The organism is Mesorhizobium sp. M5C.F.Cr.IN.023.01.1.1 (assembly GCF_003997585.1).
Lineage (GTDB): Bacteria > Pseudomonadota > Alphaproteobacteria > Rhizobiales > Rhizobiaceae > Mesorhizobium > Mesorhizobium wenxiniae.
Genome location: NZ_RZSU01000094.1, coordinates 1 through 23,983, shown reverse-complemented (window position 1 = coordinate 23,983; position 23,983 = coordinate 1). Strand labels below are relative to the sequence as shown.

The 23,983-nt window shown below is 62.2% G+C and carries 22 protein-coding genes and 1 pseudogene; 19 read left to right on the top strand and 4 right to left on the bottom strand.

Annotated features, from left to right (window positions below; all coding sequences use genetic code 11):
• The first annotated feature begins 65 nt into the window (after nt 1-65).
• From EOA78_RS27630 to EOA78_RS27600, 7 genes are all read left to right on the top strand, one after another.
• Nucleotides 66-959: a sugar ABC transporter permease gene (locus EOA78_RS27630; RefSeq protein WP_127318028.1), complete on the top strand. Its 894-nt coding sequence runs from the start codon at nt 66-68 to the stop codon at nt 957-959.
• Entirely contained in the window at nt 952-1,887 is a 936-nt protein-coding gene (locus tag EOA78_RS27625; RefSeq protein WP_127318026.1) for a carbohydrate ABC transporter permease, read from the top strand. The genes EOA78_RS27630 and EOA78_RS27625 overlap by 8 nt, the downstream gene beginning before the upstream one ends.
• A 2-nt stretch (nt 1,888-1,889) precedes the next feature.
• Nucleotides 1,890-2,987 carry an ABC transporter ATP-binding protein gene (locus tag EOA78_RS27620; RefSeq protein ID WP_127318032.1) on the top strand — a complete coding sequence of 366 codons (1,098 nt, stop codon included), beginning with the start codon at nt 1,890-1,892 and terminating at the stop codon, nt 2,985-2,987.
• Between the two features lie 53 nt (nt 2,988-3,040).
• Entirely contained in the window at nt 3,041-3,787 is a 747-nt protein-coding gene (locus EOA78_RS27615) for a sugar phosphate isomerase/epimerase (RefSeq protein ID WP_127318024.1), read from the top strand.
• 12 nt (nt 3,788-3,799) lie between these two features.
• Nucleotides 3,800-4,963 (top strand): Gfo/Idh/MocA family oxidoreductase, encoded by a 1,164-nt coding sequence (locus EOA78_RS27610; RefSeq protein ID WP_127318022.1) that lies wholly within the window; start codon nt 3,800-3,802, stop codon nt 4,961-4,963.
• Nucleotides 4,964-5,113: 150 nt separating this feature from the next.
• Nucleotides 5,114-6,160: an L-glyceraldehyde 3-phosphate reductase gene (mgrA, locus tag EOA78_RS27605; protein ID WP_127318020.1), complete on the top strand. Its 1,047-nt coding sequence runs from the start codon at nt 5,114-5,116 to the stop codon at nt 6,158-6,160.
• A gap of 228 nt (nt 6,161-6,388) precedes the next feature.
• On the top strand, nt 6,389-6,793 hold the full coding sequence (locus EOA78_RS27600; protein WP_127318018.1) for a Fur family transcriptional regulator: 405 nt from the start codon (nt 6,389-6,391) through the stop codon (nt 6,791-6,793).
• Between the two features lie 10 nt (nt 6,794-6,803).
• Here the strand turns inward: EOA78_RS27600 and EOA78_RS27595 are convergent, their stop codons facing one another.
• Both EOA78_RS27595 and polA read right to left on the bottom strand, forming a co-directional pair.
• Nucleotides 6,804-7,424, bottom strand: coding sequence for a LysE family translocator (locus tag EOA78_RS27595; RefSeq protein WP_127318016.1), 621 nt, complete (start codon nt 7,422-7,424; stop codon nt 6,804-6,806).
• 10 nt (nt 7,425-7,434) lie between these two features.
• Nucleotides 7,435-10,401: a DNA polymerase I gene (gene polA / locus EOA78_RS27590; protein ID WP_127318014.1), complete on the bottom strand. Its 2,967-nt coding sequence runs from the start codon at nt 10,399-10,401 to the stop codon at nt 7,435-7,437.
• A 403-nt stretch (nt 10,402-10,804) separates the two neighbouring features.
• Here polA and EOA78_RS27585 point away from each other — a divergent pair, with 403 nt between their 5' ends.
• The 8 genes from EOA78_RS27585 (at nt 10,805) to EOA78_RS27550 (ending at nt 17,911) form a co-directional block, all read left to right on the top strand.
• Nucleotides 10,805-12,190: a M20/M25/M40 family metallo-hydrolase gene (locus EOA78_RS27585; protein ID WP_127318012.1), complete on the top strand. Its 1,386-nt coding sequence runs from the start codon at nt 10,805-10,807 to the stop codon at nt 12,188-12,190.
• 93 nt (nt 12,191-12,283) lie between these two features.
• Nucleotides 12,284-12,904, top strand: a complete 621-nt coding sequence (locus EOA78_RS27580) for a ribonuclease D (RefSeq protein WP_127318010.1) — start codon at nt 12,284-12,286, stop codon at nt 12,902-12,904.
• 51 nt (nt 12,905-12,955) lie between these two features.
• Nucleotides 12,956-13,204: a hypothetical protein gene (locus EOA78_RS27575; protein ID WP_127318008.1), complete on the top strand. Its 249-nt coding sequence runs from the start codon at nt 12,956-12,958 to the stop codon at nt 13,202-13,204.
• A 105-nt stretch (nt 13,205-13,309) separates the two neighbouring features.
• Nucleotides 13,310-13,564 carry a GlsB/YeaQ/YmgE family stress response membrane protein gene (locus tag EOA78_RS27570; RefSeq protein WP_065010153.1) on the top strand — a complete coding sequence of 85 codons (255 nt, stop codon included), beginning with the start codon at nt 13,310-13,312 and terminating at the stop codon, nt 13,562-13,564.
• Nucleotides 13,565-13,590: 26 nt separating this feature from the next.
• Entirely contained in the window at nt 13,591-13,737 is a 147-nt protein-coding gene (locus EOA78_RS27565; RefSeq protein ID WP_127318006.1) for a hypothetical protein, read from the top strand.
• Between the two features lie 205 nt (nt 13,738-13,942).
• Nucleotides 13,943-14,332, top strand: a complete 390-nt coding sequence (locus EOA78_RS27560) for a hypothetical protein (RefSeq protein ID WP_127318004.1) — start codon at nt 13,943-13,945, stop codon at nt 14,330-14,332.
• A 466-nt stretch (nt 14,333-14,798) separates the two neighbouring features.
• Complete coding sequence (locus EOA78_RS27555; protein WP_127318002.1) at nt 14,799-17,054, top strand: transglycosylase domain-containing protein; 2,256 nt, start codon at nt 14,799-14,801, stop codon at nt 17,052-17,054.
• A 104-nt stretch (nt 17,055-17,158) separates the two neighbouring features.
• Nucleotides 17,159-17,911, top strand: coding sequence for an SDR family oxidoreductase (locus EOA78_RS27550; RefSeq protein WP_027153080.1), 753 nt, complete (start codon nt 17,159-17,161; stop codon nt 17,909-17,911).
• A 54-nt stretch (nt 17,912-17,965) separates the two neighbouring features.
• Here EOA78_RS27550 and EOA78_RS27545 read toward each other — a convergent pair.
• Nucleotides 17,966-18,564: pseudogene (locus tag EOA78_RS27545) on the bottom strand (hypothetical protein); the annotation flags it as partial.
• A 255-nt stretch (nt 18,565-18,819) separates the two neighbouring features.
• Nucleotides 18,820-19,269, bottom strand: coding sequence for a host attachment family protein (locus EOA78_RS27540; RefSeq protein ID WP_127318030.1), 450 nt, complete (start codon nt 19,267-19,269; stop codon nt 18,820-18,822).
• A 437-nt stretch (nt 19,270-19,706) separates the two neighbouring features.
• Here EOA78_RS27540 and cysG point away from each other — a divergent pair, with 437 nt between their 5' ends.
• From cysG to EOA78_RS27520, 4 genes are read left to right on the top strand one after another with little or no spacing between them, the layout of a single operon-like run.
• On the top strand, nt 19,707-21,173 hold the full coding sequence (gene cysG, locus EOA78_RS27535; RefSeq protein WP_127318000.1) for a siroheme synthase CysG: 1,467 nt from the start codon (nt 19,707-19,709) through the stop codon (nt 21,171-21,173).
• Entirely contained in the window at nt 21,170-21,475 is a 306-nt protein-coding gene (locus EOA78_RS27530) for a DUF2849 domain-containing protein (protein ID WP_095496873.1), read from the top strand. Before cysG ends, EOA78_RS27530 begins: the two co-directional genes overlap by 4 nt.
• A gap of 46 nt (nt 21,476-21,521) precedes the next feature.
• Nucleotides 21,522-23,192, top strand: a complete 1,671-nt coding sequence (locus EOA78_RS27525; protein ID WP_127317998.1) for a nitrite/sulfite reductase — start codon at nt 21,522-21,524, stop codon at nt 23,190-23,192.
• Entirely contained in the window at nt 23,167-23,931 is a 765-nt protein-coding gene (locus EOA78_RS27520; protein WP_127317996.1) for a phosphoadenylyl-sulfate reductase, read from the top strand. Before EOA78_RS27525 ends, EOA78_RS27520 begins: the two co-directional genes overlap by 26 nt.
• Nucleotides 23,932-23,983 lie beyond the last annotated feature (52 nt).

Sequence of the window (23,983 nt, the reverse complement as noted above, 5' to 3'; positions counted from 1 at the left end):
GGCCGGGAGCTCAGGGTCAAGGTCTTGACCCTCCCGCCCTTACCCGATCCAGCCCGGCTGTGCAGATGAGCAAGAGCGAACGTCCCAATCAACTCTTCCGCAACCTTAACGCCAAGGTCGCCTCTATTCCGATGGTCCTCACCGCACTGGTGATCTTCGTCGGCGGCAGCGCGTGGACGGTGCTCTATTCCTTCACCAATTCGAAGCTCCTGCCGCGGCTGAACTTCGTCGGGCTCGATCAGTATTATCGGCTGTGGTCGACGCCGCGTTGGCTGGTCTCGATTGAGAACCTCCTGGTCTACGGCGTGCTCTCGCTGCTGTTTTCTCTCGTCATCGGCTTCATGCTGGCGGCGTTGCTCGATCAGAAGATCCGCTTCGAAGACACGTTCCGCACTATCTTCCTCTACCCATTCGCGCTTTCCTTCATCGTCACCGGTCTTGTCTGGCAATGGCTGCTCAACCCGGAGTTCGGAATCCAGGGGGTGGTGCGCGGCCTCGGCTGGGAAAGCTTCAACTTCGATCCGCTCTACAATTCCGACATCGTCATCTACGGCATATTGATCGCCGCGCTCTGGCAAGGCACCGGGCTCATCATGTGCCTGATGCTGGCGGGCCTGCGCGGCATCGACGAGGATATCTGGAAGGCCGCGCGGGTGGATGGGATACCCACGTTGAAGACCTATCTCTTCATCATCATTCCGATGATGCGACCGGTCTTCATCACCGCGCTTGTCATCATCGCTGCGGGTATCGTCAAGGTCTATGACCTGGTTGTCGCCCAGACCAGCGGCGGTCCCGGCATCGCCTCCGAAGTGCCGGCCAAATATGTCTATGACTACATGTTCTTCGCCCAGAACCTCGGCCAGGGCTTCGCCGCCTCGACGATGATGCTGCTGTCGGTGGTGGTCGTCATCGTGCCGTGGGCCTATCTCGAGTTCGGAGGCAGGAAGCGTGTCTGACCATGCCGTTTCCCTGACTGCCGGTACGGGCCTCATCAGGCTCGAAGCATCCGGGCCGCGAGGACCGAAGCCGCGGCATGTGTTCTCGCGCCGCAACATCTTCCTCTATGGCACGCTCCTAGTGGTGGCGCTGTATTATCTGCTGCCGCTCTATGTGATGGTGGTGACGTCGCTCAAGGGCATGCCGGAGATCCGCCTCGGCAACATCTTCTCACCGCCGCTCGAGATCACCTTTGAGCCTTGGGTGAAGGCCTGGTCCAGCGCCTGCACCGGTCTCAATTGCGACGGGCTCTCGCGCGGCTTCTGGAATTCGGTGCGCATCACCGTTCCGTCGGTCATCCTGTCGATTGCGATCGCTTCCGTGAACGGCTACGCGCTTGCCAACTGGCGCTTCAAGGGAGCCGATACCTTCTTCGTGATCCTGATCGTCGGCGCCTTCATCCCTTATCAGGTGATGATCTATCCGATCGTCATCATCCTGCGCGAAATCGGCCTCTATGGCAGCCTGAGCGGTCTGGTGATCGTTCATTCCATCTTCGGCATGCCGATCCTGACCCTGTTGTTCCGCAACTATTTTTCTTCCATGCCGGATGAACTGTTCCGGGCGGCGCGCGTCGACGGCGCCGGCTTCTGGGGCATCTATTTCCGTATCATGCTGCCGATGTCGCTGCCGATCTTCGTCGTTGCGATCATCCTGCAGGTGACCGGCATCTGGAACGATTTCCTGTTCGGCGTCGTCTACACCCGCCCCGACACCTATCCGATGACGGTGCAGCTCAACAACATCGTCAACTCGGTGCAGGGCGTGAAGGAATACAACGTCAATATGGCCGCCACCATCCTGACCGGCCTCGTACCGCTCGTCGTCTACTTCGTTTCCGGCAAGCTCTTCGTGCGTGGCATCGCTGCCGGCGCGGTGAAAGGATGATGATGACAAGAATGGAAAATCCCAGTGTCTCGATCCAGGACCTGTCGCTGAATTTCGGCGCAGTGTCGGTGCTGGAGACGCTCAATATTGATGTCGCCGAGGGCGAGTTCATCGTGCTGCTCGGCCCGTCCGGCTGCGGCAAGTCGACCTTGCTCAACTGCATCGCCGGCCTGCTCGACGTTTCGGACGGCCGCATCTTCATCAAGGGCAAGAACGTCACCTGGGAGGAGCCCAAGGACCGTGGCATCGGCATGGTGTTCCAGTCCTATGCGCTCTACCCGCAGATGACTGTCGAGAAGAACCTGTCCTTCGGGCTGCGCGTTGCCGGCATCCCCAGGGACGAGATCGCCAAGCGCATCGCGCGGGCCGCAGAAATCCTGCAGATTGAGCCACTGCTGCAACGCAAGCCGTCGGCGCTTTCGGGCGGCCAGCGCCAGCGTGTGGCCATCGGGCGGGCGCTGGTGCGCGACGTCGACGTCTTCCTTTTCGATGAGCCGCTCTCCAATCTCGACGCCAAGCTGCGCGCGGAATTGCGTGTTGAAATCAAGCTGCTGCACAGCAAGCTGCAGAACACCATGATCTATGTCACCCACGATCAGATCGAGGCGATGACGCTGGCCGACCGTATCGCGGTGATGAAGGGCGGCGTGATCCAGCAGCTCGACGCACCGCAGACGATCTACAATCGCCCGGTCAACCGGTTCGTCGCCGGCTTCCTCGGCTCGCCGGCGATGAATTTCCTCGACGGCAGGCTGGAGAAGGACGATGGCAACTGGCACTTCGTCGCCGAGGATGTGCGGATCCCGCTTGCCACCTACGCTTTCGAAAAGGAGCCCGTGCCGGGGGCGGCCGTCTTCGGTATCCGGCCCGAGCATGTCGCGTTCAACAGCGGCGCTGGATGGCCGTTCACAGCCACGGCTAATGTCGTGGTCGTCGAACCCATGGGTTCCGACACGCTGGTCTGGCTGAAGCTCGGAAATCAGAATTTCACCGTGCGGGTGACATCTGAGCGCACGCCAAACAATGCCGACACGGTGAGCATCGGTTTTGACCCGATGCGCGCTTCGCTGTTCGACGCCGCCACCGGCAACCGCCTCTAATTCCCAAGAACTTCACCTCAAGCACATCCATCCCCAGAGAACGGACAGAGACGATGAACTGGTCATTCCAACTTTACAGCGCGCGAAATTTCCAACCTTGGAAAGGGGTGCTCAAGATGCTGGGCGAGCTCGGCTACGCGCAAGTCGAGGGGTTCGGCGGCGTCTATGACGACCCCAAGGCATTTCGGGCCGAACTCGACAAGAACGGGCTCGCCATGCCGACCGGCCATTTCTCGATCGATGCGCTCGAGAAGGATTTCGATGGCGTGCGCAAAATCGCCGACGCGCTCGGCATCACGCTGCTCATCTGCCCCTATCTGGTCGCCGAGAGCAGACCAACCGACACGGCCGGCTGGCGCGGCTTCGGCGCACGCCTGGCCAAGGTCGGCGAGGCGGCTGGCAAAGCCGGCTACGGCTTTGCTTGGCACAACCATGATTTTGAGTTCAAGAAGCTTGCCGACGGCTCGATGCCGCAGGAGCACATCCTCGCGGCGGCACCCGACATTGGCTGGGAGTTGGACGTGGCCTGGGTGGTGCGCGGCGGCGGCGATCCGCTGCCCTGGATCGAGGAGTATGGCAAACGTATCGCCGCCGTCCATGTCAAGGACATTGCCAAGCCTGGCGAGGGCCTTGACGAGGACGGCTGGTCCGATGTTGGCCACGGCACGATCGACTGGGCCGGCCTGATCAAGGCGCTGCGCGCCAAGAGTGCCGCTAAATACTACGTCATGGAACAGGATAATCCCAACGACATCGAGCGTTTCGCTCGCCGCTCGATCGCAGCCGCCAAGACGTATTAGGAGCAAATCAGCATGGCAAGAAAACTTGGGATCGGCGTTGTCGGCTGCGGCAACATTTCGAAAGCATATTTTTCGCTGGCGCCGCTGTTTCGCGGCATCGAGATGCGCGCCTGCGCGGATATCAACATGGATGCGGCCAAGGCGCGGGCGAAGGAGTTCAAGCTGCGCGCCGAGACAGTCGAGGGGCTGCTCAAGGCCGGCGACATCGACGTCATCGTCAACCTCACCATTCCGGCGGTGCACTACGAGGTTTCGAAACAGATCCTCGATGCCGGCAAGCACGTCTATTCGGAAAAGCCGTTCGTGCTGTCGGTCAAGGAAGGGCTCGATCTGAAGAAGTTGGCGGAGAGAGACGGACTGCGCATCGGCTCGGCGCCGGACACTTTCCTCGGTGGCGCGCACCAGCTTGTCCGCAACCTGATCGACACTGGCAAGCTCGGCAAGATCACCAGCGGTACATGTCACGTGATGAGCCATGGAATGGAACATTGGCACCCCAATCCGGACTTCTTCTTTCAGCCTGGCGCTGGCCCGGTGCTCGATATCGGACCCTATTACATCACCAATCTGATCCAGCTGATCGGGCCGGTGAAGCAGGTGGCGGCCTTCGCTTCGATCCCGAAGACAGAACGCACCATCAGTTCGAAGCCGCGCGCGGGCGAAAAAATCCTGGTCGCCACGCCGACGACGATTCACGGCGTGATGGAGTTCGAGAATGGCGCCGTGGTGACGCTCAATACCAGCTGGGACGTGTGGAGCCATGGCCACGCGCCGATGGAACTCTACGGCGATTTGGGCACGGTGTTTTTGCCGGATCCGAACTTCTTCGGCGGCGACGTTCGTTTTACCGACGCCGCCAAGCCGGTCAAGAAGCTGCCGAAATGGAAGCATCCGTTCGGCGTGGCCAACCAGATGCATTCGCACGGCATGATGGCCAACTATCGCACCGCCGGTCTCGCCGACATGGCACTAGCGATCACGGAAGGCCGGCCGCATCGGTGCTCGATGGAACTTGCGCTGCATGCCGTGGATGTGATGACCGGCATGTTGCGGTCGGGCGCGAGCGGAAAGTTCGTTGCCATGCAGACCACCTGCGAACGCCCTGCGGCACTGGGCGTCAAGGATGCGGAAGCGCTCTTGGCGAAGAAGAAAGGGCTCCTGGTGAAGAAGAAATAGGGCAAGCGCTTCAGTGATTGCGACACGTGCTGTTTACCGTCGACCCCTCTCCCCATAGAAACGGCGAGACGCTAAGGGTGAGGGGCAGAGCCGACTCATCCTTTTTTGCGGTGGCAACTGCCGGGCTCGCTTTGATCTAAAGGATTTCCCATGCCCTATGTGCCCGCCGAAAACCGCTACGAGAAAATGATCTACAATCGCTGCGGGCGATCCGGCCTGAAATTGCCGGCGATCTCGCTCGGCCTCTGGCACAATTTCGGTGACGACACGCCGCATCGGACCAAACAGGCGATCGCGCGCAAGGCCCTCGATCTCGGCATCACGCATTTCGACCTCGCCAACAATTACGGCCCGCCGCCCGGTTCGGCGGAAACGGCTTTCGGCGAAATCCTGCGGACGGATTTCTCCTCCTATCGCGACGAGCTGATCATCTCGACCAAAGCCGGCTACGAGATGTGGGCCGGGCCCTATGGCGAGTGGGGCGGGCGCAAATATGTGCTGGCCAGCCTCGACCAGAGCCTGAAGCGGATGGGGCTCGACTATGTCGACATCTTCTATTCGCACCGTTTCGATCCCGATACTCCGCTGGAAGAAACGATGGGTGCGCTCGATCATGCGGTGCGCTCGGGCAAGGCGCTTTATGCCGGCATCTCTTCCTACAATTCGCAGCGCACACGCGAGGCCGCCGACATTTTGAAGCAGCTCGGCACGCCTTGCGTAATCCATCAGCCGAGCTATTCGATGCTCAATCGCTGGGTCGAGGACGATGGTTTGCTCGACACGCTGGACGGGCTCGGCGTCGGCTCGATCGTGTTCACGCCGCTGGCGCAAGGCATGCTGACCGACAAATATCTTGGCGGCATCCCTGAGGGCAGCCGCGCCAGCCAAGGCAAGTCGCTGAGGCCGGCCTTCATCAACGACAAAACCATCGCCAACATCAAAGCGCTGAACGCGATTGCCGGCCGACGCGGCCAGACGCTGGCGCAGATGGCGCTGGCCTGGGTGCTGCGCAAGGGCAGGGTGACCTCGGCGCTGATCGGCGCCAGCCGGCCGGAACAGGTCGAGGATTGCGTCGGCGCGCTGAAGGCGCTCGACTTCAGCGATGCCGAGCTCGCGGAAATCGACACGTACGCGCGCGAAGCCGACATCAATCTGTGGGCCGCCTCGGCGGAGCGGAAAGGTCCGCCACGAAAGTGATCCGCCAAGTTAGCCGAACAGGTGCGGCGGGGACTGCTCCCGCCGTTTTCTTACTCGGCCGCCAATGTCTGCTTCGAAAGTTGGGCCTGCTCGGTTTGGCCGCTTCAGGGCCACGCCGGCACGGAAACAGTAGCAAAAAAGCCCGCTCGTCGCTATCTGGATAGGATTGGAACCGCTTGCATGCGGAAATGACGTGCCATAGGCGCAAGACGGGTTGGAAGCAGGATCATGGCGGCAAGGGATGTGCTGACGAAAAACCAGTTGAGCGTGCTCGAGAAACTCGAGGCCGCCAGCGGGCCGCTCAGCGCCTATACATTGCTTGACCAACTTCGCGAGCGGGGTTTTCGCGCACCGCTGCAGGTCTATCGCGCGCTCGACACGCTGGTTAAGTCCGGTTTCGTGCACAGGCTCGAAAGCCTCAATTCCTTTGTCGCCTGCGCCGAGCCGCACGACCACAGCCATTCGATGACCGCCTTCGCCATCTGCGACACATGCGGGCAGGTGACCGAGTTCTCCGACCACGACGTTGGACACCGGCTCGACGAATGGGTGCGCTCGACCGGCTTTGCCGCCAAGAAAGCAGTGATCGAATTTCGCGGGACGTGTGCGAAGTGCCGGGCCGAAGCGGCTTAGCCCTAAGGTCCTAGCGCGCCGTCGACCAGGCGAACCAGAGCGCGACGACCGCCAGCAAGGCGGAAAGCAGTCGCCGGCTGATCCGTTCCCGCCGGGGATCGTTGAGGAATGGTTCCAGTGTTCCCGCCAGCACGACGATCATTCCATGTATGGCTGTTGCGATTACCACATAGACCACCGTGAGCAGGGTGGTCTGGGCAAGTATAGGGCGCCCGGCCTCGACGAAGGTCGGCAGCACGGCGACGTAGAAGATTGCCGCCTTCGGGTTGAGGAGATTGGTGACAAGCCCGCGCATGAAGTATTTGCCGCCTGGGTTGCCACTGCTCGAAACCACGTCGGTTCCAGCGGTCCAGCCCTCCCAGGCAAGGTAGAGGAGGAACAGCGTGCCAGCCCAGCGAAGTCCCTCGTAGAGCAGGGAAGACGCCTGGATCAGTTCGGCGACACCAAAGGATGCGATGCCACCGATGACGGCGAGGCCCAATGCAATGCCCGCCACGGTGGCAAAGCCGGCACGGCGGCCGTCATTGGCCGAAACCAGCGCCAGATAAGTCATGTTCGGACCTGGTGTCAGTTCAATCAGCAGGGCTGCAAGCGCGAAAGAGAGGAATGTGGCCGTTGAGAGCGGCAACATTTCACTCACCTCAATGCGCCTCTTCCCAATTGTTGGCGGCGCGGGCGTCGACATGCAGCGGCACCGACATCGACACCGCTGGCATCGCAGCGTTCTCCATCACATGGCGCACGACGGGGATCGTCGCCTCGACCTCCGCTTCGGCCGTCTCGAAGACCAGCTCGTCATGCACTTGCAGCAGCATACGGGCAGAAAGCTTCGCCTTTTCCAACGCATCGTCCATGCGTATCATGGCGCGGCGGATGATGTCGGCCGCGGTGCCCTGCAGCCGTGCGTTGATCGAGGCGCGCTCGTTGAAGGCACGGACTGACGGGTTTGACGACCGTATCTCCGGATAGTGGATGCGGCGGCCAAAGATCGTTTCGACGAAGCCGTATTCTCGGGCATAGGCTTTGGTCGCGTCGATATAGTCGCGGATGCCCGGGAAGCGTTCGAAATATTTCTTGATATAGGCGCCGGCCTCTTCGCGCGGGATCGAGAGCTGGTTGGCGAGACCAAAGGCGGAAATGCCGTAGATGATGCCGAAATTGATCGCCTTGGCGCGGCGGCGTATCTCCGAGGGCATGCCCTCGACCGGCACGTTGAACATCTCCGACGCGGTGATGGCGTGGATGTCGGCGCCGTCGGCGAAGGCCTGTTTGAGCTGCGGGATCTCGGCGACATGGGCGAGCACGCGCAGCTCGATCTGGCTGTAGTCGGCGGAAACCAGCTTGTTGCCCTTGTCGGCGATGAAGGCCGTCCTGATCTTCCGCCCCTCGATGGTGCGTACCGGAATGTTCTGCAGATTGGGATCGGAGGACGACAGCCGTCCCGTCGTTGTCGCGGCAAGGGCGTAGGAGGTGTGGACGCGCTTCGTATCGGGATGGACGAAACCGGGCAGTGCGTCGGTATAGGTCGATTTCAATTTGGTCAGCTGGCGCCAGTCGACGATCTTGCGCGGCAGTTCGTGGCCTTCGGCGGCGAGGTCTTCCAGGAGCTGCGCCGAGGTCGACCATTGGCCGGTCTTGGTTTTGGAGCCGCCGGGCAGGCCCATCCTGCCGAACAGGATGTCGCCGAGCTGTTTTGGCGAGCCGATATTGATGCGCTCGCCGACGAGCTGATAAATTTCATCCTCCAGCCGCGCGGCGCCCTGTGCCAGTTCGCCGGAGAGCCGCGACAGGATCTGCCGGTCGACGGAGATGCCGCGCTGCTCCATCCTTGCCAGAACCGGCACCAGCGGCCGTTCCAGCCGCTCGTAGACCGAGACGAGGCCCTTGGCGGCAAGCCGTGGCTTCAGCACCCGCCAGAGCCTGAGCGCGACATCGGCGTGCTCCGCGGCATAGGCTGTGGCCTTGTCGATGTCGATCTGGTCGAAGCCGACGAAGCTTCTTCCAGAGCCGGCCAGATCCTTGAGGGCAATGGTCGAGTGGCCGAGCCACTTTTCCGACAGAGCCGCCATGCCGTGGCCGCCGGACGTGCCTGCGTCGAGCACGTAGGAAATCAGCATGGTGTCGTCGAAGGGGGCGACATCGATTCCGTGGCGGCTCATTACGACGAGGTCGTATTTCAGCTCCTGCACGATCTTGAGAACCGACTTGTCCTCCAGCAACGGCTTCAGAATGCCAAGCGCCTCACGGATCGGGATCTGGTTTTCGACCACTCCGCCGCCGAGCAGGTCGCCGTTGCCGCTTTTGTGGGCGAACGGCACATAGGCGGCGCGACCGGGCGCGGTGGCTATGGACAGGCCGATCAGCTCGGCCTGCATCGGATCGGCTGACGTGGTCTCGGTGTCGAAGGCGACGATGCCGGTCTCCATCGCCTCGGCCACCCATGCCCTCAGCACCACTGTGTCGCGGATGGAGACGTAGGCGCCGGTGTCGATCTTGCGGGCAGTGGCGCCCTCGAAGCGAAGCGCCGAGAGAAGCGAAGGGGTGTCGCCTTCCTTGGGTTCCACCTTGATAATGGCCGGCACTGTTTCCCCGGCTTCGTCTGTTACTGTGTCTGCCGCTCTTTCGGCGGCTGCCGGCACCCCAAACCCGACATCGGGACCATGCGCGGTGTCGGCGCGCTCGATAATGACGGGAACGGCCTTGACGTCAGCCGCTTCCGTTCCGGTCGCTTCCGCCACGCGGCGGGTCAACGAGGAGAATTCCATCGTCTTGAGAAAGCCGATCAGCCTGGGACCGTCCGGCGCCTGCAACACGAATTGATCGAGCCCCTCGCTCACCGGAACGTCGTTCTTCAGCGTCACCAGCTCACGAGAAATGCGCGCCTTGTCGGCATTGGCGATGATCGATTCGCGCCGCTTGTCCTGCTTGATCTCGCCGGCGCGGGCGAGCAGCGCGTCGAGATCGCCGAACTGTTCGAGCAACTGCGCCGCCGTCTTCGGACCGATGCCGGGCACGCCCGGCACATTGTCCACCGAGTCGCCGGTCAGAGCCTGCAGGTCGATCATCTTTTCCGGCGGCACGCCCCATTTTTCGATCACCTCGGGAACGCCGATCTGGCGGTCCTTCATCGGGTCGTACATAGCGACCGTCGGGCCGACCAGTTGCATCAGATCCTTGTCGGAAGAGATGATGGTGGTGTCGGCGCCGGCTTCGCAGGCAAGCCGGCAGTAGGTGGCGATCAGGTCGTCGGCCTCGTAGCCCTCGGTCTCGATGCAGGGCAGGTTGAAGGCCCTGGTTGCCTGGCGGATCAGGCCGAATTGCGGGATCAAATCTTCCGGCGGGGCCGAGCGGTTGGCCTTGTATTCGGGGTAGAGATCGCTGCGGAAGGTTTTCGACGAATAGTCGAAGATGACGGCGAAATGCGTCGGCACGATTCCGACATCGGTGTTGCGGGCGTCCTGCGTCAGCTTCCACACCATGTTGCAGAAGCCGAGCACGGCACTGGTCGGCAGCCCGTCGGATTTGCGGGTCAGCGGCGGTAGTGCGTGATAGGCACGGAAGATGTAGCCGGAACCGTCGACAAGGAAGAGATGATCGCCTTTTTTCATGGGACGAAGGGATAGCGCGGCGCAGCGTCGTGGTCCATGCCAAAGGCGGCCTCAACCGCCGGTTCCGGCAACATACCTGACAGCCGATCCGATCACGGGTATGTTACGAAAGTGTAATCTTCGTGCCCTTGAATCGCCACGTTCGGAGACACAGATAAGCGCCATCGGCATTTTTCGCCGAGGTCCGGAGCAAGGCCCGTCCCCCGCCTATCCCGGACACTTGCGGCAGCCTAATCCCCCCTCTCCGGGCTGCCGCATCGTTTCGAGTAAAGGCCGCCGTGGTTCCCCTCCACCACGGCGGCATTTTTTTGCCTTTCGACGCCCGTGGTCCAACGACCGCCGGCTTTTCGTTTCTGCCGTGCAGCTTTAGGGTTGCCCCTCAGAATCGAAAGGCTTGATAAAAATGTCCAGAATTTCTCCCGTCCTCGATCGTCTCGACAAAAACCTCGACGAGAGCCTGGAACGCCTGTTTGGCCTGCTCAGGATCAAGTCGATCTCAACCGATCCGAGCTATGCCGCCGATTGCCGCAAGGCGGCGGAATGGCTGGTGGCGGAGCTCAAGCTGATCGGCTTCGACGTCAGCGTGCGTGACACGCCAGGTCATCCGATGGTGGTGGCGCACCATGTCGGGCCGGCGGACGCACCGCATGTCCTGTTCTATGGTCATTACGACGTGCAGCCGGTCGATCCGATCGAGCTCTGGGAAACCGACCCGTTCGCGCCTTCGGTGAAGGAGATCGCGCCCGGCCACCAGGTGATCACGGGACGTGGTTCGGCCGACGACAAGGGGCAGCTGATGACCTTCGTTGAGGCTTGCCGCGCCTGGAAGCAGGTGCATGGCGGGCTGCCGTGCCGCATCACGATCCTGTTCGAAGGCGAGGAGGAGTCCGGCTCGCCATCGCTGAAGCCGTTCCTCGAGGCAAATGCGGCCGAACTCAAGGCCGACTTTGCGCTTGTCTGCGACACTGGCATGTGGGACCGCGATACGCCGTCCATCTGCGTCGCGCTGCGCGGGCTGGTCGGCGAGGAGATCACGGTGAAGGCCGCCGACCGCGACCTGCATTCCGGTCTCTATGGCGGTGCTGCTGCCAATCCAATCCGCATCCTGGCCAGGATATTGGCCGACATCCACGACGAGGACGGCCATGTCACCATTCCGGGGTTCTATGACGGCGTCGAGGAGACGCCTTCGCAGGTCCTGAAGTCATGGGAGGCGCTCGGCGAAACCGCCGAGACATTCCTTGGGCCTGTCGGCCTGTCGATTCCGTCCGGCGAACAGGGGCGCTCGGTGCTCGAACTCACCTGGGCGCGGCCGACGGCCGAGTTCAACGGCATTATCGGCGGCTATACCGGCAAGGGGTTCAAGACGGTGATCGCGGCGGAAGCCTCGGCAAAAGTGTCCTTCCGCCTCGTCCACAAGCAGAATCCCCAGAAGATTCGCGCCGCTTTCCAGGCCTTCGTCAGGGAGCGCATCCCTGCCGACTGCTCAGTCGATTTCCACCCGCATGGCGGCTCGCCGGCGATCCAGCTTTCCTACGACTCGCCGTTTCTCGCCAAGGCCAAGGACGCGCTGTCCGACGAATGGCCGAAACCGGCGGTGACGACGGGAAGCGGCGGCTCGATCCCGGTGGTCGGCGATTTCCAGACCTATCTCGGTATCGAATCGTTGCTGGTCGGTTTCGGGCTCGACGATGACCGCATCCATTCGCCGAACGAGAAGTACGAGATGAGTTCATTCCACAAGGGCCAGCGCTCCTGGGCGCGCATTCTCGATGCGCTGACACGCTGAGGGGGTGAGAATTCAACTTTCTGTTGATTTTTCATCGGATCGCGGCAAGGACGGGCTAGAGCGACGTGCGTCCAGCCGCGACCGGAGAATACGATGAGCGATATCCGCTTCCACAAGAACGACCTGCCGGGGCTCTTGCACTACGACGTCGGGGCGGTCGCCATCGACACGGAGACGCTGGGGCTCAATCCGCATCGCGACCGGCTTTGCGTGGTGCAGATCTCGCCGGGCGACGGTTCCGCCGACGTCATCCAGATCGCGCCCGGCCAGAAGAAGGCGCCAAACCTCGTCAGCCTGCTCAAGAACCGCAGCATAACCAAGCTGTTCCATTTCGGCCGTTTCGATCTCGCCGTGCTCTACCACGCCTTCGGCGTCATGCCGGAGCCGGTGTTCTGCACCAAGATCGCCTCGCGGCTTACCCGCACCTATACCGACCGGCACGGGCTGAAGGACATCTGCTTTGAGCTTCTCGGCGTCAGCCTGTCGAAAGCGCAGCAGTCATCGGACTGGGCGGCGGAGACGTTATCGCCCGAACAACTCGAATACGCCGCCTCCGACGTGCTCTATCTGCACCAGCTGCGCGATGTGCTGACAGCGCGGCTTGCGCGCGACAACCGGACCAGGGAGGCCGAAGCCTGCTTCCGCTTCCTGCCGACGCGTGCGAAACTCGACCTGATGGGCTGGGATGAGGCAGACATCTTCGCCCATAGCTAAGGCGGAACCTGGTGTTCGCCGCGACGTTCTGTCGGTCCGTGGAGGGATGAAATGGTTGCCAGAAAACCAATCGAAACAGCACCCAAGGATGGCTCCAAGGTCACCGTCTACTGGAAGGACAGCGACGGTGTGATGAACGAATCGATCGCGCAGTACCGGTCGCTCGACCGGCTGAAAGCGGCCGGCGGCGACTGGGACGAGAACGACACCGGCTGGTGGGCCTATACGGACGGTCATACGCAAAGGAAGGTCGAACCGATCAGCTGGCGGCCTGCATCCGGGGATGGCGACGACGAATGACGCCGCTGGCGGCGCCGGCTCCTTTCCAATAGGTTGGACATGTTGCAATCGGAGGTCGATTCGGAGCTCTCTGCTCCGCGACCATTCGCTCGGGAGGGATCTGCAATGGGTACTGAGAGCCTGCTTGTCTTCATCATCATCGGTGCCATCGCCGGCTGGCTCGCCGGCCTGATCGTCAAGGGATTCGGCCTCGGCCTGGTCGGCAATATCGTCGTCGGCATCGTTGGTGCCTTAATAGCCGGCTGGCTCTTCCCAAGGATGGGGTTCGCCATAGGCGGCGGTATATTTGCCTCCATCATCCACGCCACGATCGGCGCGGTGATCCTGCTCGTGCTGATCAAACTGGTGAAGCAGGCCTGATCCTCGAAGCACATCAAGAGCGCGCCATGAAGCAGAACATGCCCTATCTCATCATCGGCGCGCTCGTCGTCGTGGTCATCGCGCTCGGCGCCTATGTCTATCGCGAGCAAACCAGGCCGAAGGGCGTGGAACTCAAGATCGACGACAAAGGCATTTCGATCCAGCAGAACTGAGCGGCTTTGGGTTGGCGCGGCAAAGGTGCCGATGACCTGCCCCATCGGGTCTAAAATTGAGCGCCAAGGCAGGCCGGTCCATCCTTCGATGCACCCGGAGAGAAGCCAAGCTGGCTACGGAATGAGAGTGACGTATCGACACATCCGCGGTATGATCTTGGTACAGGGAGTTTGGGGCCAACCCACCTACTATTAGGAGGTTGCCATGAGGCACCAAACACTGGACCAACTGCATACGGTGGCAAAGGTACACAGAGACCCAACACCTCCTAGAATGGACCGAACCCAGCGTCTCGAACGTTGGTCAAAACTTCTTGATCGGCAGCCCAGCCGACTCCTTACCGCACTTATCGGGACCGAATATCGTTCGTCACCCGAGCGCGAGATTATGCGTGGCGAAGGCTCGCCAATATCGGTTGCCTTCGAGGATCAGATCCTGCGCGATGAGGGGCTGAAAGACGATACTTATGGCGAAGCAAAACGTTTCTTCGAATTGACCGACGATGAGCTCCACGAAATTGTCTGCTACTGCCATGTGGGCGAGACGATGCAATCATCCTGGGCAGCGCTTTCCGTTCGTGCTGCGATTGGCTAACGCATGATCCACCAAGGTTGAATGACTTTGGTGGCAAGGTCATGTGCAGATTCAACGGTTTAGAGCGCGATCGAACGCACTTTACCGATCGCGCTCTAATGACTTACCGATCGCGATCACCAGCATAAATTTCGGCCACCTTGCTATGGGCGGTCCGCGACGACGGCGGCTGAGCGGTTGATGCTGAAATGCGAGAAGGCTCCGCCGTCTCGCGAGGGACGCCATTGTCGCAAGCCGCCAGAAGCAAGGAACGCAGCGGTGACGTCCCGTAACGCATTGAATTAACTTTGAACCATTTAACCCGCCCTTAAATCGCCGCATCTACTCTTCACCCGAACGCCATGGAGCGACGTGCGTCCGTTCGGACGCACAGAGTACGCTCTAAGATTTTGAAGCTTCGCATCGTGTTTCCGAAAATCGCGATTTTCGGCCGATGCGATAGGCATCGGGACAGACAGCACAGCGCATGGCGAACCGCAGAGACAGCCGCATCGAACCCAGCTTCGAGGGACCGCCACGGGCGAAATCCTCGGCCGGTTTTTCTGTGAGCGAGGAGGATCGCGTCGTGCCGAGCAACCGCAAGACCTCTGCAAAGCGCCAATCGGCCAGGACAAAACCGTCGCGTCGCGGACGCGGCAGAAGCCGGCGCGGCCTGTTCGGCGTGCTCGGCCGGTTGGCCTACTGGTGCTTCGTATTGGCCATCTGGGGCGGCATCGCCAGCGCCGGCATCGTCGTCTATTACGGTGCGAAAATGCCGGCGGCCACCACCTGGGCCATTCCCGACCGCGCACCCAACATCAGGATCGTCTCGGTCGACGGAAAACTGCTCGCCAATCGCGGCATGAGCGGCGGCGAAGCCGTCGGCCTGCATGAAATGTCGACCTATATTCCCGAGGCCGTCATCGCCATCGAAGATCGCCGCTTCTATTCGCATTTGGGCATCGATCCGATCGGTCTGTCCAGAGCCATGGTGGCCAACGTTCTCGGCGGGCGTTTTTCGCAGGGCGGCTCGACACTGACCCAGCAATTGGCGAAAAACCTGTTCCTGACACCCGATCGCACGCTGGAACGCAAGGTGCAGGAAGTGCTTCTGGCGCTGTGGCTCGAGCACAAGCACACCAAGGACCAGATCCTCGAAATGTACCTCAACCGGGTCTATTTCGGCTCCGGCGCCTATGGTGTCGAAGCGGCTTCGCGCCGCTATTTCGGCAAGGGCGCACGCGATGTCACGCTGCCCGAGGCCGCACTCCTCGCTGGCCTGTTGAAGGCGCCGTCGCGACTGTCTCCGGCGCGTGACCCGAAGGCGGCCGAGCAGCGCGCGCAGCTCGTTCTCGCCGCCATGCGCGACGAAGGCAAGATCAGCGCCAAGGAACTGACCACGGCGATGAGCGCGCCGGCGTCGCGGGTGGCATCCTACTGGACGGGCTCGGAAAACTATGTCGCCGACGCCATCGTGGAAGAACTGCCCGACCTGATCGGTGATGTGCGCGGCGACATCATCGTCGACACCACCGTCGACCTCACGCTGCAGAAGCTCGCCGAACAATCGATCCGCCGGCTGATCGACGGGAGCGGCAAGAAGCTCAATGCCAGTCAGGGTGTGCTGGTGTCGATCGACAATTCCGGGGCGGTGCGTGCCATGGTCGGCGGCTATGATTATTCGACCAGCCAATTCGACCGCGCCTCGGAGGCGCGCCGCCAGCCGGGCTCGGCGTTCAAGCCGTTCGTTTACATGGCGGCGCTGGAAGCCGGCCGCACACCAGACAGCGTGCGCAATGACGCGCCGATCAGAATAGGCAAATGGACGCCAACCAATTACGGCGGCAAGTATTTCGGCAAGGTGACGCTGGCGACGGCGCTGGCGAAGTCGCTGAACTCGGTGGCTGCCCAGCTAACCATGGAAGTCGGGCCTGACGCGGTGGTCGAGGCGGCGCATCGCATGGGCATCCAGTCCGACCTCACCGCCAACACCTCGATCGCGCTCGGCACCTCTGAAGTGACGCCGCTGGAACTGACCTCGGCCTATGTCCCCTTCGCCAATGGCGGCTACCGGCCGGCCGTCCATTTCATCCGCCGCGTGACGACGGCCGGCGGCAAGGTGCTCTACGACAACAATGGCGGCGGCGCCCCGCGCGTCATCAAGCCCGAGATCGTCGGGATGATGAATTCTATGATGACCGGCACTGTCGAAATCGGCACTGCCAGGAAGGCGGCCTTTGCCTGGCCGGCCGCCGGCAAGACCGGCACCAGCCAGAATTCGCGCGACGCCTGGTTCATCGGCTATACCGCCAATCTCACCACCGGAGTCTGGTTCGGCAATGACGATGGCGGTCCGATGAAGAAGGTCACCGGCGGCGCGCTGCCGGCGCAGGCCTGGCATGAATTCATGGTCGCCGCTCATGAAGGTGTGCCGGTGCGGCCGCTGCCTGGAACATGGAGGTCGACGCCCGCGGATACGATCGTGCAGGACGAAATACCGTCCAACGCGGCGCAACCGGCCCCGGTGCCGTCCGCTTCGGTTGGCCAATCCGCGCCGTCCGCCCAAAAAGCGTCGCCGCCTCGCGCCGTGCGTCCCGCCGAAACGGTCGATGCCGCAGGCTTCGGCATGCCGGGCGGTGGCGGCACCACCGCATCGATCAAGCGCCCGGTGCCGCCCGGCGATGTTGGCGGCCCGGTCAAGAAGCGGCAGACCTCGATCCTCGACATCCTCACCGGCGGCTGACCCCCTCGTCATCGCTGCTGTGTTCCGCTACATCTCCGGGTTAAAAGTGCTAGAGCGTACTTTGTGCGACCAAAGGGACGCACGTCGCCCTAAAGAGATCGCGAATGGCCGAAACCGACACCAGAAAGACAATTGTGCTGACCGGCGCCAGCCGCGGCATCGGCCATGCCACGGTCAAGCGCTTTTCGCGCGAAGGCTGGCGCGTCATCACCTGCTCGCGCCAGGCCTTTGCCGAGGACTGCCCGTGGCCGGCTGGTCCGGAAGACCATATCAAGGTCGATCTCGCCGACCAGGAGGATGTCGGCATCGCGATCTCGGAAATCCGCCATCGGCTGGAAGCGCATGGCGGCCAGCTTCATGCGCTGGTCAACAACGCCGGCATCTCGCCGAAGCTCAAGGACGGCAACAGCCGCATGAATTCGATCGACACGCCGATGCATGTCTGGCGCGACGTGTTCCAGGTCAATTTCTTCGCGCCGATCATGCTGGCGCGGGGATTATTCAGGGAATTGGCGTCGGCCAAAGGCTCGATCGTCAATGTCACCTCGATCGCAGGCACCCGCGTGCATCCCTTCGCCGGCACCGCCTATGCGACGTCGAAAGCCGCGCTCGGCTCGCTGACGCGGGAAATGGCGCACGATTTTGGCCCGCACGGCATCCGCGTCAACGCCATCGCACCCGGCGAGATCGATACGGCGATCCTGTCGCCGGGCACGGAAAAGATCGTCGAGACGATCCCGCTGCGGCGGCTGGGGACCACGGCGGAAGTCGCCGACATCATCTTCTTTCTGTGCTCGCAGCAGGCGTCCTATGTGACGGGCTCGGAAATCCACATCAATGGCGGCCAGCACGTGTAAGCGAACGCCGGCGACCGAGGGCTAAATAATCGGTGCCTTCGGCTCTTCGGCCGTGGTTTCGATGCCGTCGCCCCTGAGCTTCGCCAGCGTCTTGTCGGCATCCTTGATGACGAGGAAGGGCAGGGCGGCCTCCTTCATCGACGCGCCGACGAGACTGCCGACGCGGCCATAGCCGACCAGGATGGAATGACCGGTAAGCGCTGTCCTGGGCGGCAGTCCTCTTTCACGGGTGCCGCAACCGAAGCCGGCTGGCCTGGCTCCGTCGCGGGGCCGATCGGCTTTGCCTCGTCGGGCGGCGCCGCCTTGCCGGCGCGCCCTTCCAGCCACGGCTTCATCCAGTCAACGGCAAAAAGCATCAGCGGGTTGAGGACGATCGACAGGATAGCACCAGCGAGGATGAGGTCGCGTCCTTGTTCGGGCAGCAGCTTCAGCCCGACGCCGAGCTCGGCCAGAATGAATGAGAATTCGCCGATCTGGGCAAGGCTTGCCGAAATCATCAACGCGGTCGCGATCGGATAGCGGAAGGCGACGACGATAGCGAAGCCCGGCGTGTTCGGCCCGACCAGCACGCCGGCAATGAGGTAACCGACCAGCGGCGGGATGCGGAAGCGATTGGCAATTGCGCCGAAGACGAAATCCAGCCCCAAACCGACGACGATGGTGGCGATAAGAGGCGTGTCATGCGGCATGGTCTATGGAGCGCCTTTCAACGATGTCGGATATGCGCAACCAAAAAAGCAGCCGCCTTTGCAATATGGCGGCTCGGATGGCCGCGAGGCAACCTGCAAATGCCATGAACTCTACGACAAGGATGGCAGAAGGCCAGCCGCCTCGGGCTGGCAATGGTTGCTGCAAAAAGAAGGGGTTGCTGCAAAAAAGAAACGGCTTGCGCTGCCTGATGCCCGCGATCAGGCAGCCTGCAGCAGGTTTTCGATGTCGACGATGGTGTGGTTGGTCAGCGTCTTTGGAATTTCTACTGTTATTTTCTCGACAACCTCCTTGTGCAGCTTCCTGCGCATCTCGCCCAGCACCGGCGGCGGTGCGATCAGCACCAGCTCCTTGAAGGCACCGCGATGCGCGAGCTTGTACAGCCGCTCGGCAATCTCGTCGGCGAAACGCTCCTTGCCAAGGCGATGCCAGTCAGTGTCCTCGACTGCGCTGCGGTGGACGGAAGGGCCGTCGCCGTAGCGGCCGGGGCGGTCCGAACCTTGCTCTCGCGTCGCCGGATTTGTCTGTTCCATCTCCTGCACGACCTGAAGGTCGGGATACTGGGTGTCACCGCGGTTCTCGAGGAACAGCGCCTTCTCGCCGTCGGCCACCACGATCCACAGTCCGCGTTTCAGCTTGAGGTTGTTCACGGAGCGCTCTTTTTTCTTGTTTTTCATGGTTTTCTCGGCCCGCCTCTGGAGCCATCGCCACAGCCGAACAGCCAGGCTCGGATTAGCAGGGCAAACGCGCGCCGAGGCAGGAATGTTCCGGTGACGACAAGAATGCGAGCGAGCCGCAACCAATGAGGACAACGGTGTTCGGCGCATCGCGGCTTTAATCTACTTGATTAGTAGAATTTAGAAAAAAGTGTTTTGTGATACACCTCGCTTGACGCTAGAACCGCTACAGATCAAGGCTCGCAACAGCGGCTTGGATCCGCTCCACTCGTGGGTGTGGAATTTTTTTCTCCTGCCTTTGGTGCTTGCGGAAAAGCGATTGCTTCGCACGAAGCGATGCGCGAGTGCGTTCCTTCTGCTTTTTCGCGCTCGCGCGTAGAACTGCCAGCGTATTCAGGATTCCGCTCGCCATGCCGCAGGCCACCGCCAAGCTCAACGCCTATCCCGTATTCATGCGGGTCGAGGGCGAAGCCGTGGCCATCGTCGGCGGTGGCGAGGAGGCTCTGGCCAAGGCGCGGCTGATCGGCCAGTCGAGCGCCGTGCTGCGCATCATAGCCGATGCCGCCGAGGCTGAGTTGCTGGCCTTCATCGCCGCGAATGGCGCCATCCACATTGCTGCCGCCTACGATGTCGCGCATCTCGAAGGCGCGGTGATGGCGTTTGCCGCCAGCGGCAATGAGGCGCTCGACCGCCGGGTTGCCGAAGATGCGCGCCGGCTGGGCATTCCGGTCAATGCCGTCGACCGGCCGGAGCTGTGCGATTTCTTCTCCCCAGCGCTGGTCAACCGCGCGCCGGTCGCCATTGCCATCGGCACGGAAGGGGCCGGCCCGGTGCTTGCCCAGATGCTGCGCAGCCGCATCGACCGTATGCTGTCGCCGTCGCTCGGGCCGCTTGCTTCGCTTGCCGCCTCGTTACGCGGCACCGCTGAGAGATTGCTGCCGAAAGGCAATGCCCGTCGGCGCTTCTGGAGCGACTTTTTCGGCGGCGCGCCGGCCCGCGCCATGGCGGCCGGCCAGCTTTCGCAGGCGCATGATGCCGCCGTTGACCTGTTGCTTTCGAACGCGCCGGCATCGGGCCACACCGCTCTGGGCCATGTTGCCTTGGTTGGCGCGGGTCCCGGCGCCGAAGACCTGCTGACGTTGCGCGCCCACCGCCTGCTGATGGAAGCCGATGTCATCGTCCATGATGCACTCGTGCCGGAGGCGATCGTCGCCATGGGCCGGCGCGACGCCGAGCGTCTGCCGGTGGGCAAACGCAAGGGATGCCATACCAAGAGCCAAACCGAAATCAACGCGCTGCTGATTGAACTCGGCCGCGACGGCAAGCGCGTCGTGCGGCTGAAATCCGGCGATCCGCTGGTGTTCGGCCGGGCGGGCGAGGAAATGGCGGCGCTGCGCGATGCCGGCATCGCCTGTGAGGTGGTTCCGGGCGTCACCGCGGCCTTCGCCGCCGCCGCCGATTTCGAGTTGCCGCTGACGCTGCGCGGCGTGTCGTCATCTATGGTGTTCACCACCGGCCATGACCTCAAGGGAAATTCGCTCCCTGACTGGGCCAAGCTCGCCATCTCCGGCGCCACGGTCGCCGTCTATATGGGCCGCTCAGTCGCGGCCGAGGTTGCCGGCCGGCTGATCGAGGCGGGCCTGTCGCCGGATACGGCGGTCGCCGTGGTCGAGAATGCCAGCCTTGCCAACCGCCGCCGTTTCCACGGCACGCTCGCCGACCTGCCGTCGCTGGAGGTCCGCGCCGATCTTACCGGCCCGGTCATGACGATCATCGGCGATGCAGTCGCCGGCGCCAACTTTGAACGTTCCGAGCCGCTCGCGGCACACAGGCATGAAGGCACGGCCCAAACAGCCGCCGAAGGAGCTGAACGATGAAAGTTCTGACCGCAAACCGCCTGACCGACGGCGAAGCCGTCTGGTATGCCAACGGCGGCTGGGCCGAGATCATCGACAATGCCGATGTCGCCCATGATAAGGCGGCTGAAGACCGGCTGGAGGCGATCGGCGCCACGGCCTATGCCAACAACGAAGTGGTCGATGTTAATCTGATCGACGTGACCGTCGCCAATGGTGTGGTCGAGCCGGTCCGGCTGCGCGAAAAGATCCGCGCCGCCGGCCCGACCAACCGCAACGACCTGGGCAAGCAGGCCCGCCCGGAAGCCGCCCGGGCGGCGTAAACGACCACATTGATGAAACGGGCGGACGCGCCCGGAAAGACCAGACATGTACCGTTACGATGAGTTCGATCACGATTTCGTTAAGGCCCGCGTCGCCGAGTTCAGCGATCAGGTCGCACGGCGGCTTGCTGGCGAGATCACCGAGGATCAGTTCCGGCCGCTGAGGCTGATGAACGGCGTCTACCTGCAATTGCACGCTTACATGCTGCGCATTGCGGTGCCTTACGGCACGCTGAACAGCAAGCAGCTGCGCATGCTCGGCCACATCGCCCGCAAATACGACAAGGGCTACGGCCATTTCACGACGCGCCAGAACATCCAGTTCAACTGGCCGGCGCTGTCGGATATTCCGGCGATCCTGGCCGATCTGGCGAGTGTGGAAATGCACGCTATCCAGACCAGCGGCAATTGCATCCGCAACGTCACCGCCGACCACTTTGCCGGTGCCGCCGCCGACGAGGTCGCCGATCCGCGCCCCTATGCGGAAATCCTGCGCCAATGGTCGTCGGTGCATCCGGAGTTCTCGTTCCTGCCGAGAAAATTCAAGATCGCGGTGACCGGCGCCGAGCGCGATCGCGCCGCCATCCAGACGCATGACATCGGCCTGCATTTGAAGAAGAACGCTGCCGGCGAACTCGGTTTTGCCGTCTATGTCGGCGGCGGCCAGGGCCGTACACCGATGATCGCCAAGAAGATCCGCGACTTCCTGCCCGAGGCGGACCTTCTGTCCTACTGCACGGCGATCCTGCGCGTTTACAACCTCTACGGCCGCCGCGACAACAAATACAAGGCACGCATCAAGATCCTCGTCCACGAGACCGGCGTCGATGAGATCACCCGTCAGGTCGAGGCCGAATGGCAGGAGCTGAAGGATGCGGATCTAAAGCTACCGGAAGCCGATATCCGCGCCATCGATACCTATTTCGCGCCACCGGCTTTGACTGACCGGCCGGAAGGCGACGAGGCGGTCAAGCTTGCTCGCCTCGATTCCAAGAGCTTTTCGGAATGGCTCGATCAGAACGTGGTCACCCACCGTCATCCCGATTATGCCGCCGTGACCATCTCGCTCAAGGGCATTGGCGAAGCGCCAGGCGATGCCTCCGACAGCCAGTTGGAAGCGGTCGCCGACCTTGCCGAAAAATACGCTTTCGACGAGCTGCGCGTCAGCCATGAGCAGAACCTGATCCTGCCGCATGTCGCGCGCGCAGACCTCAAGGCGGTCTATGACGCTCTGGTCGACATCGGACTGGCGACGGCCAATTCCAACCTGATATCAGACATCATCTCCTGCCCCGGCCTCGATTATTGCGCACTGGCCACGGCGCGTTCCATTCCGGTGGCACAGGAAATCTCGCTTCGTTTCGCTTCGCTTGAGCGGCAGCGCGAGATCGGCGAATTGAAGCTGAAGATTTCCGGCTGCATTAACGCCTGTGGCCATCACCATGTCGGCCATATCGGCATCCTCGGGGTCGAGAAGAAGGGCGCCGAACTCTATCAGGTCACACTCGGCGGCTCGGCCGACGAGAACACCTCGATCGGTGAGATCATCGGCCGCGGCTTCAGCTCGGAAGAGATCACCGACGCTATCGAGCAGATCGTCGAGACCTATCTCGGCCTCCGGCTCGACAGAAATGAAAAATTCATCGACGCCTACCGCCGTGTCGGTCCCGCGCCGTTCAAGGAGGCGCTCTATGCTGGCGAAGCCAAGGCCGCTTGATCGTATCGTCGACGTCGAGGCCGGCATCGCCGCCGAAGCGGCGGGGCTGGATGCGCTCTATGGTCATCTGAAGCCGCTTGAGATCGTCGAGCGGTCGGCCCGGGAGTTCTTTCACGGCGAAATCGCCGCGGTTTCGTCCTTTGGCGCGGATTCGGCGGTGCTACTGCACATGATCGCCAAGATCGACCGGACGCTGCCGGTGATCTTCCTCGACACCGGAAAGCACTTCGAGGAGACGCTCGGCTATCGTGACGCGCTCGTTGCCGATTTCGGGCTGACCGACATCCGGGTGATCACGCCCGACGAAGCGGCGCTCGAACGGATCGATCCGACCGGCAATCTGAACGAGACCGACACCGACGCCTGCTGCGGCGTTCGTAAGGTCGAGCCGCTGGCGCGCGGTGTCGAACCGTTCCGCGCCTGGTTCACCGGCCGCAAGCGTTTTCAGGCGACGACGCGGGCAGCGCTTCCGGTGTTCGAAGCGGTCGGTTCGCGGATCCGCATCAATCCGCTGGCACATTGGACGACCACTGACCAGGCCAACTATATGCGCGCGCATGCGCTGCGTGAAAATCCGTTGGTTGCCTATGGCTATCTGTCGATAGGCTGTTTCCCATGCACGCAACCGGTGCAACCGGGCGAGGACGCGCGCAGCGGCCGCTGGGCAGGGCACGCCAAGACCGAGTGCGGCATCCATTTGTCGGGGCTGGAGAAGTCGCTGACCGACGCATCGCTTTAAGATCTTTTTGAGCTTTAGGATTTTTTGATGACCGAACCGACGCCGGAGACCG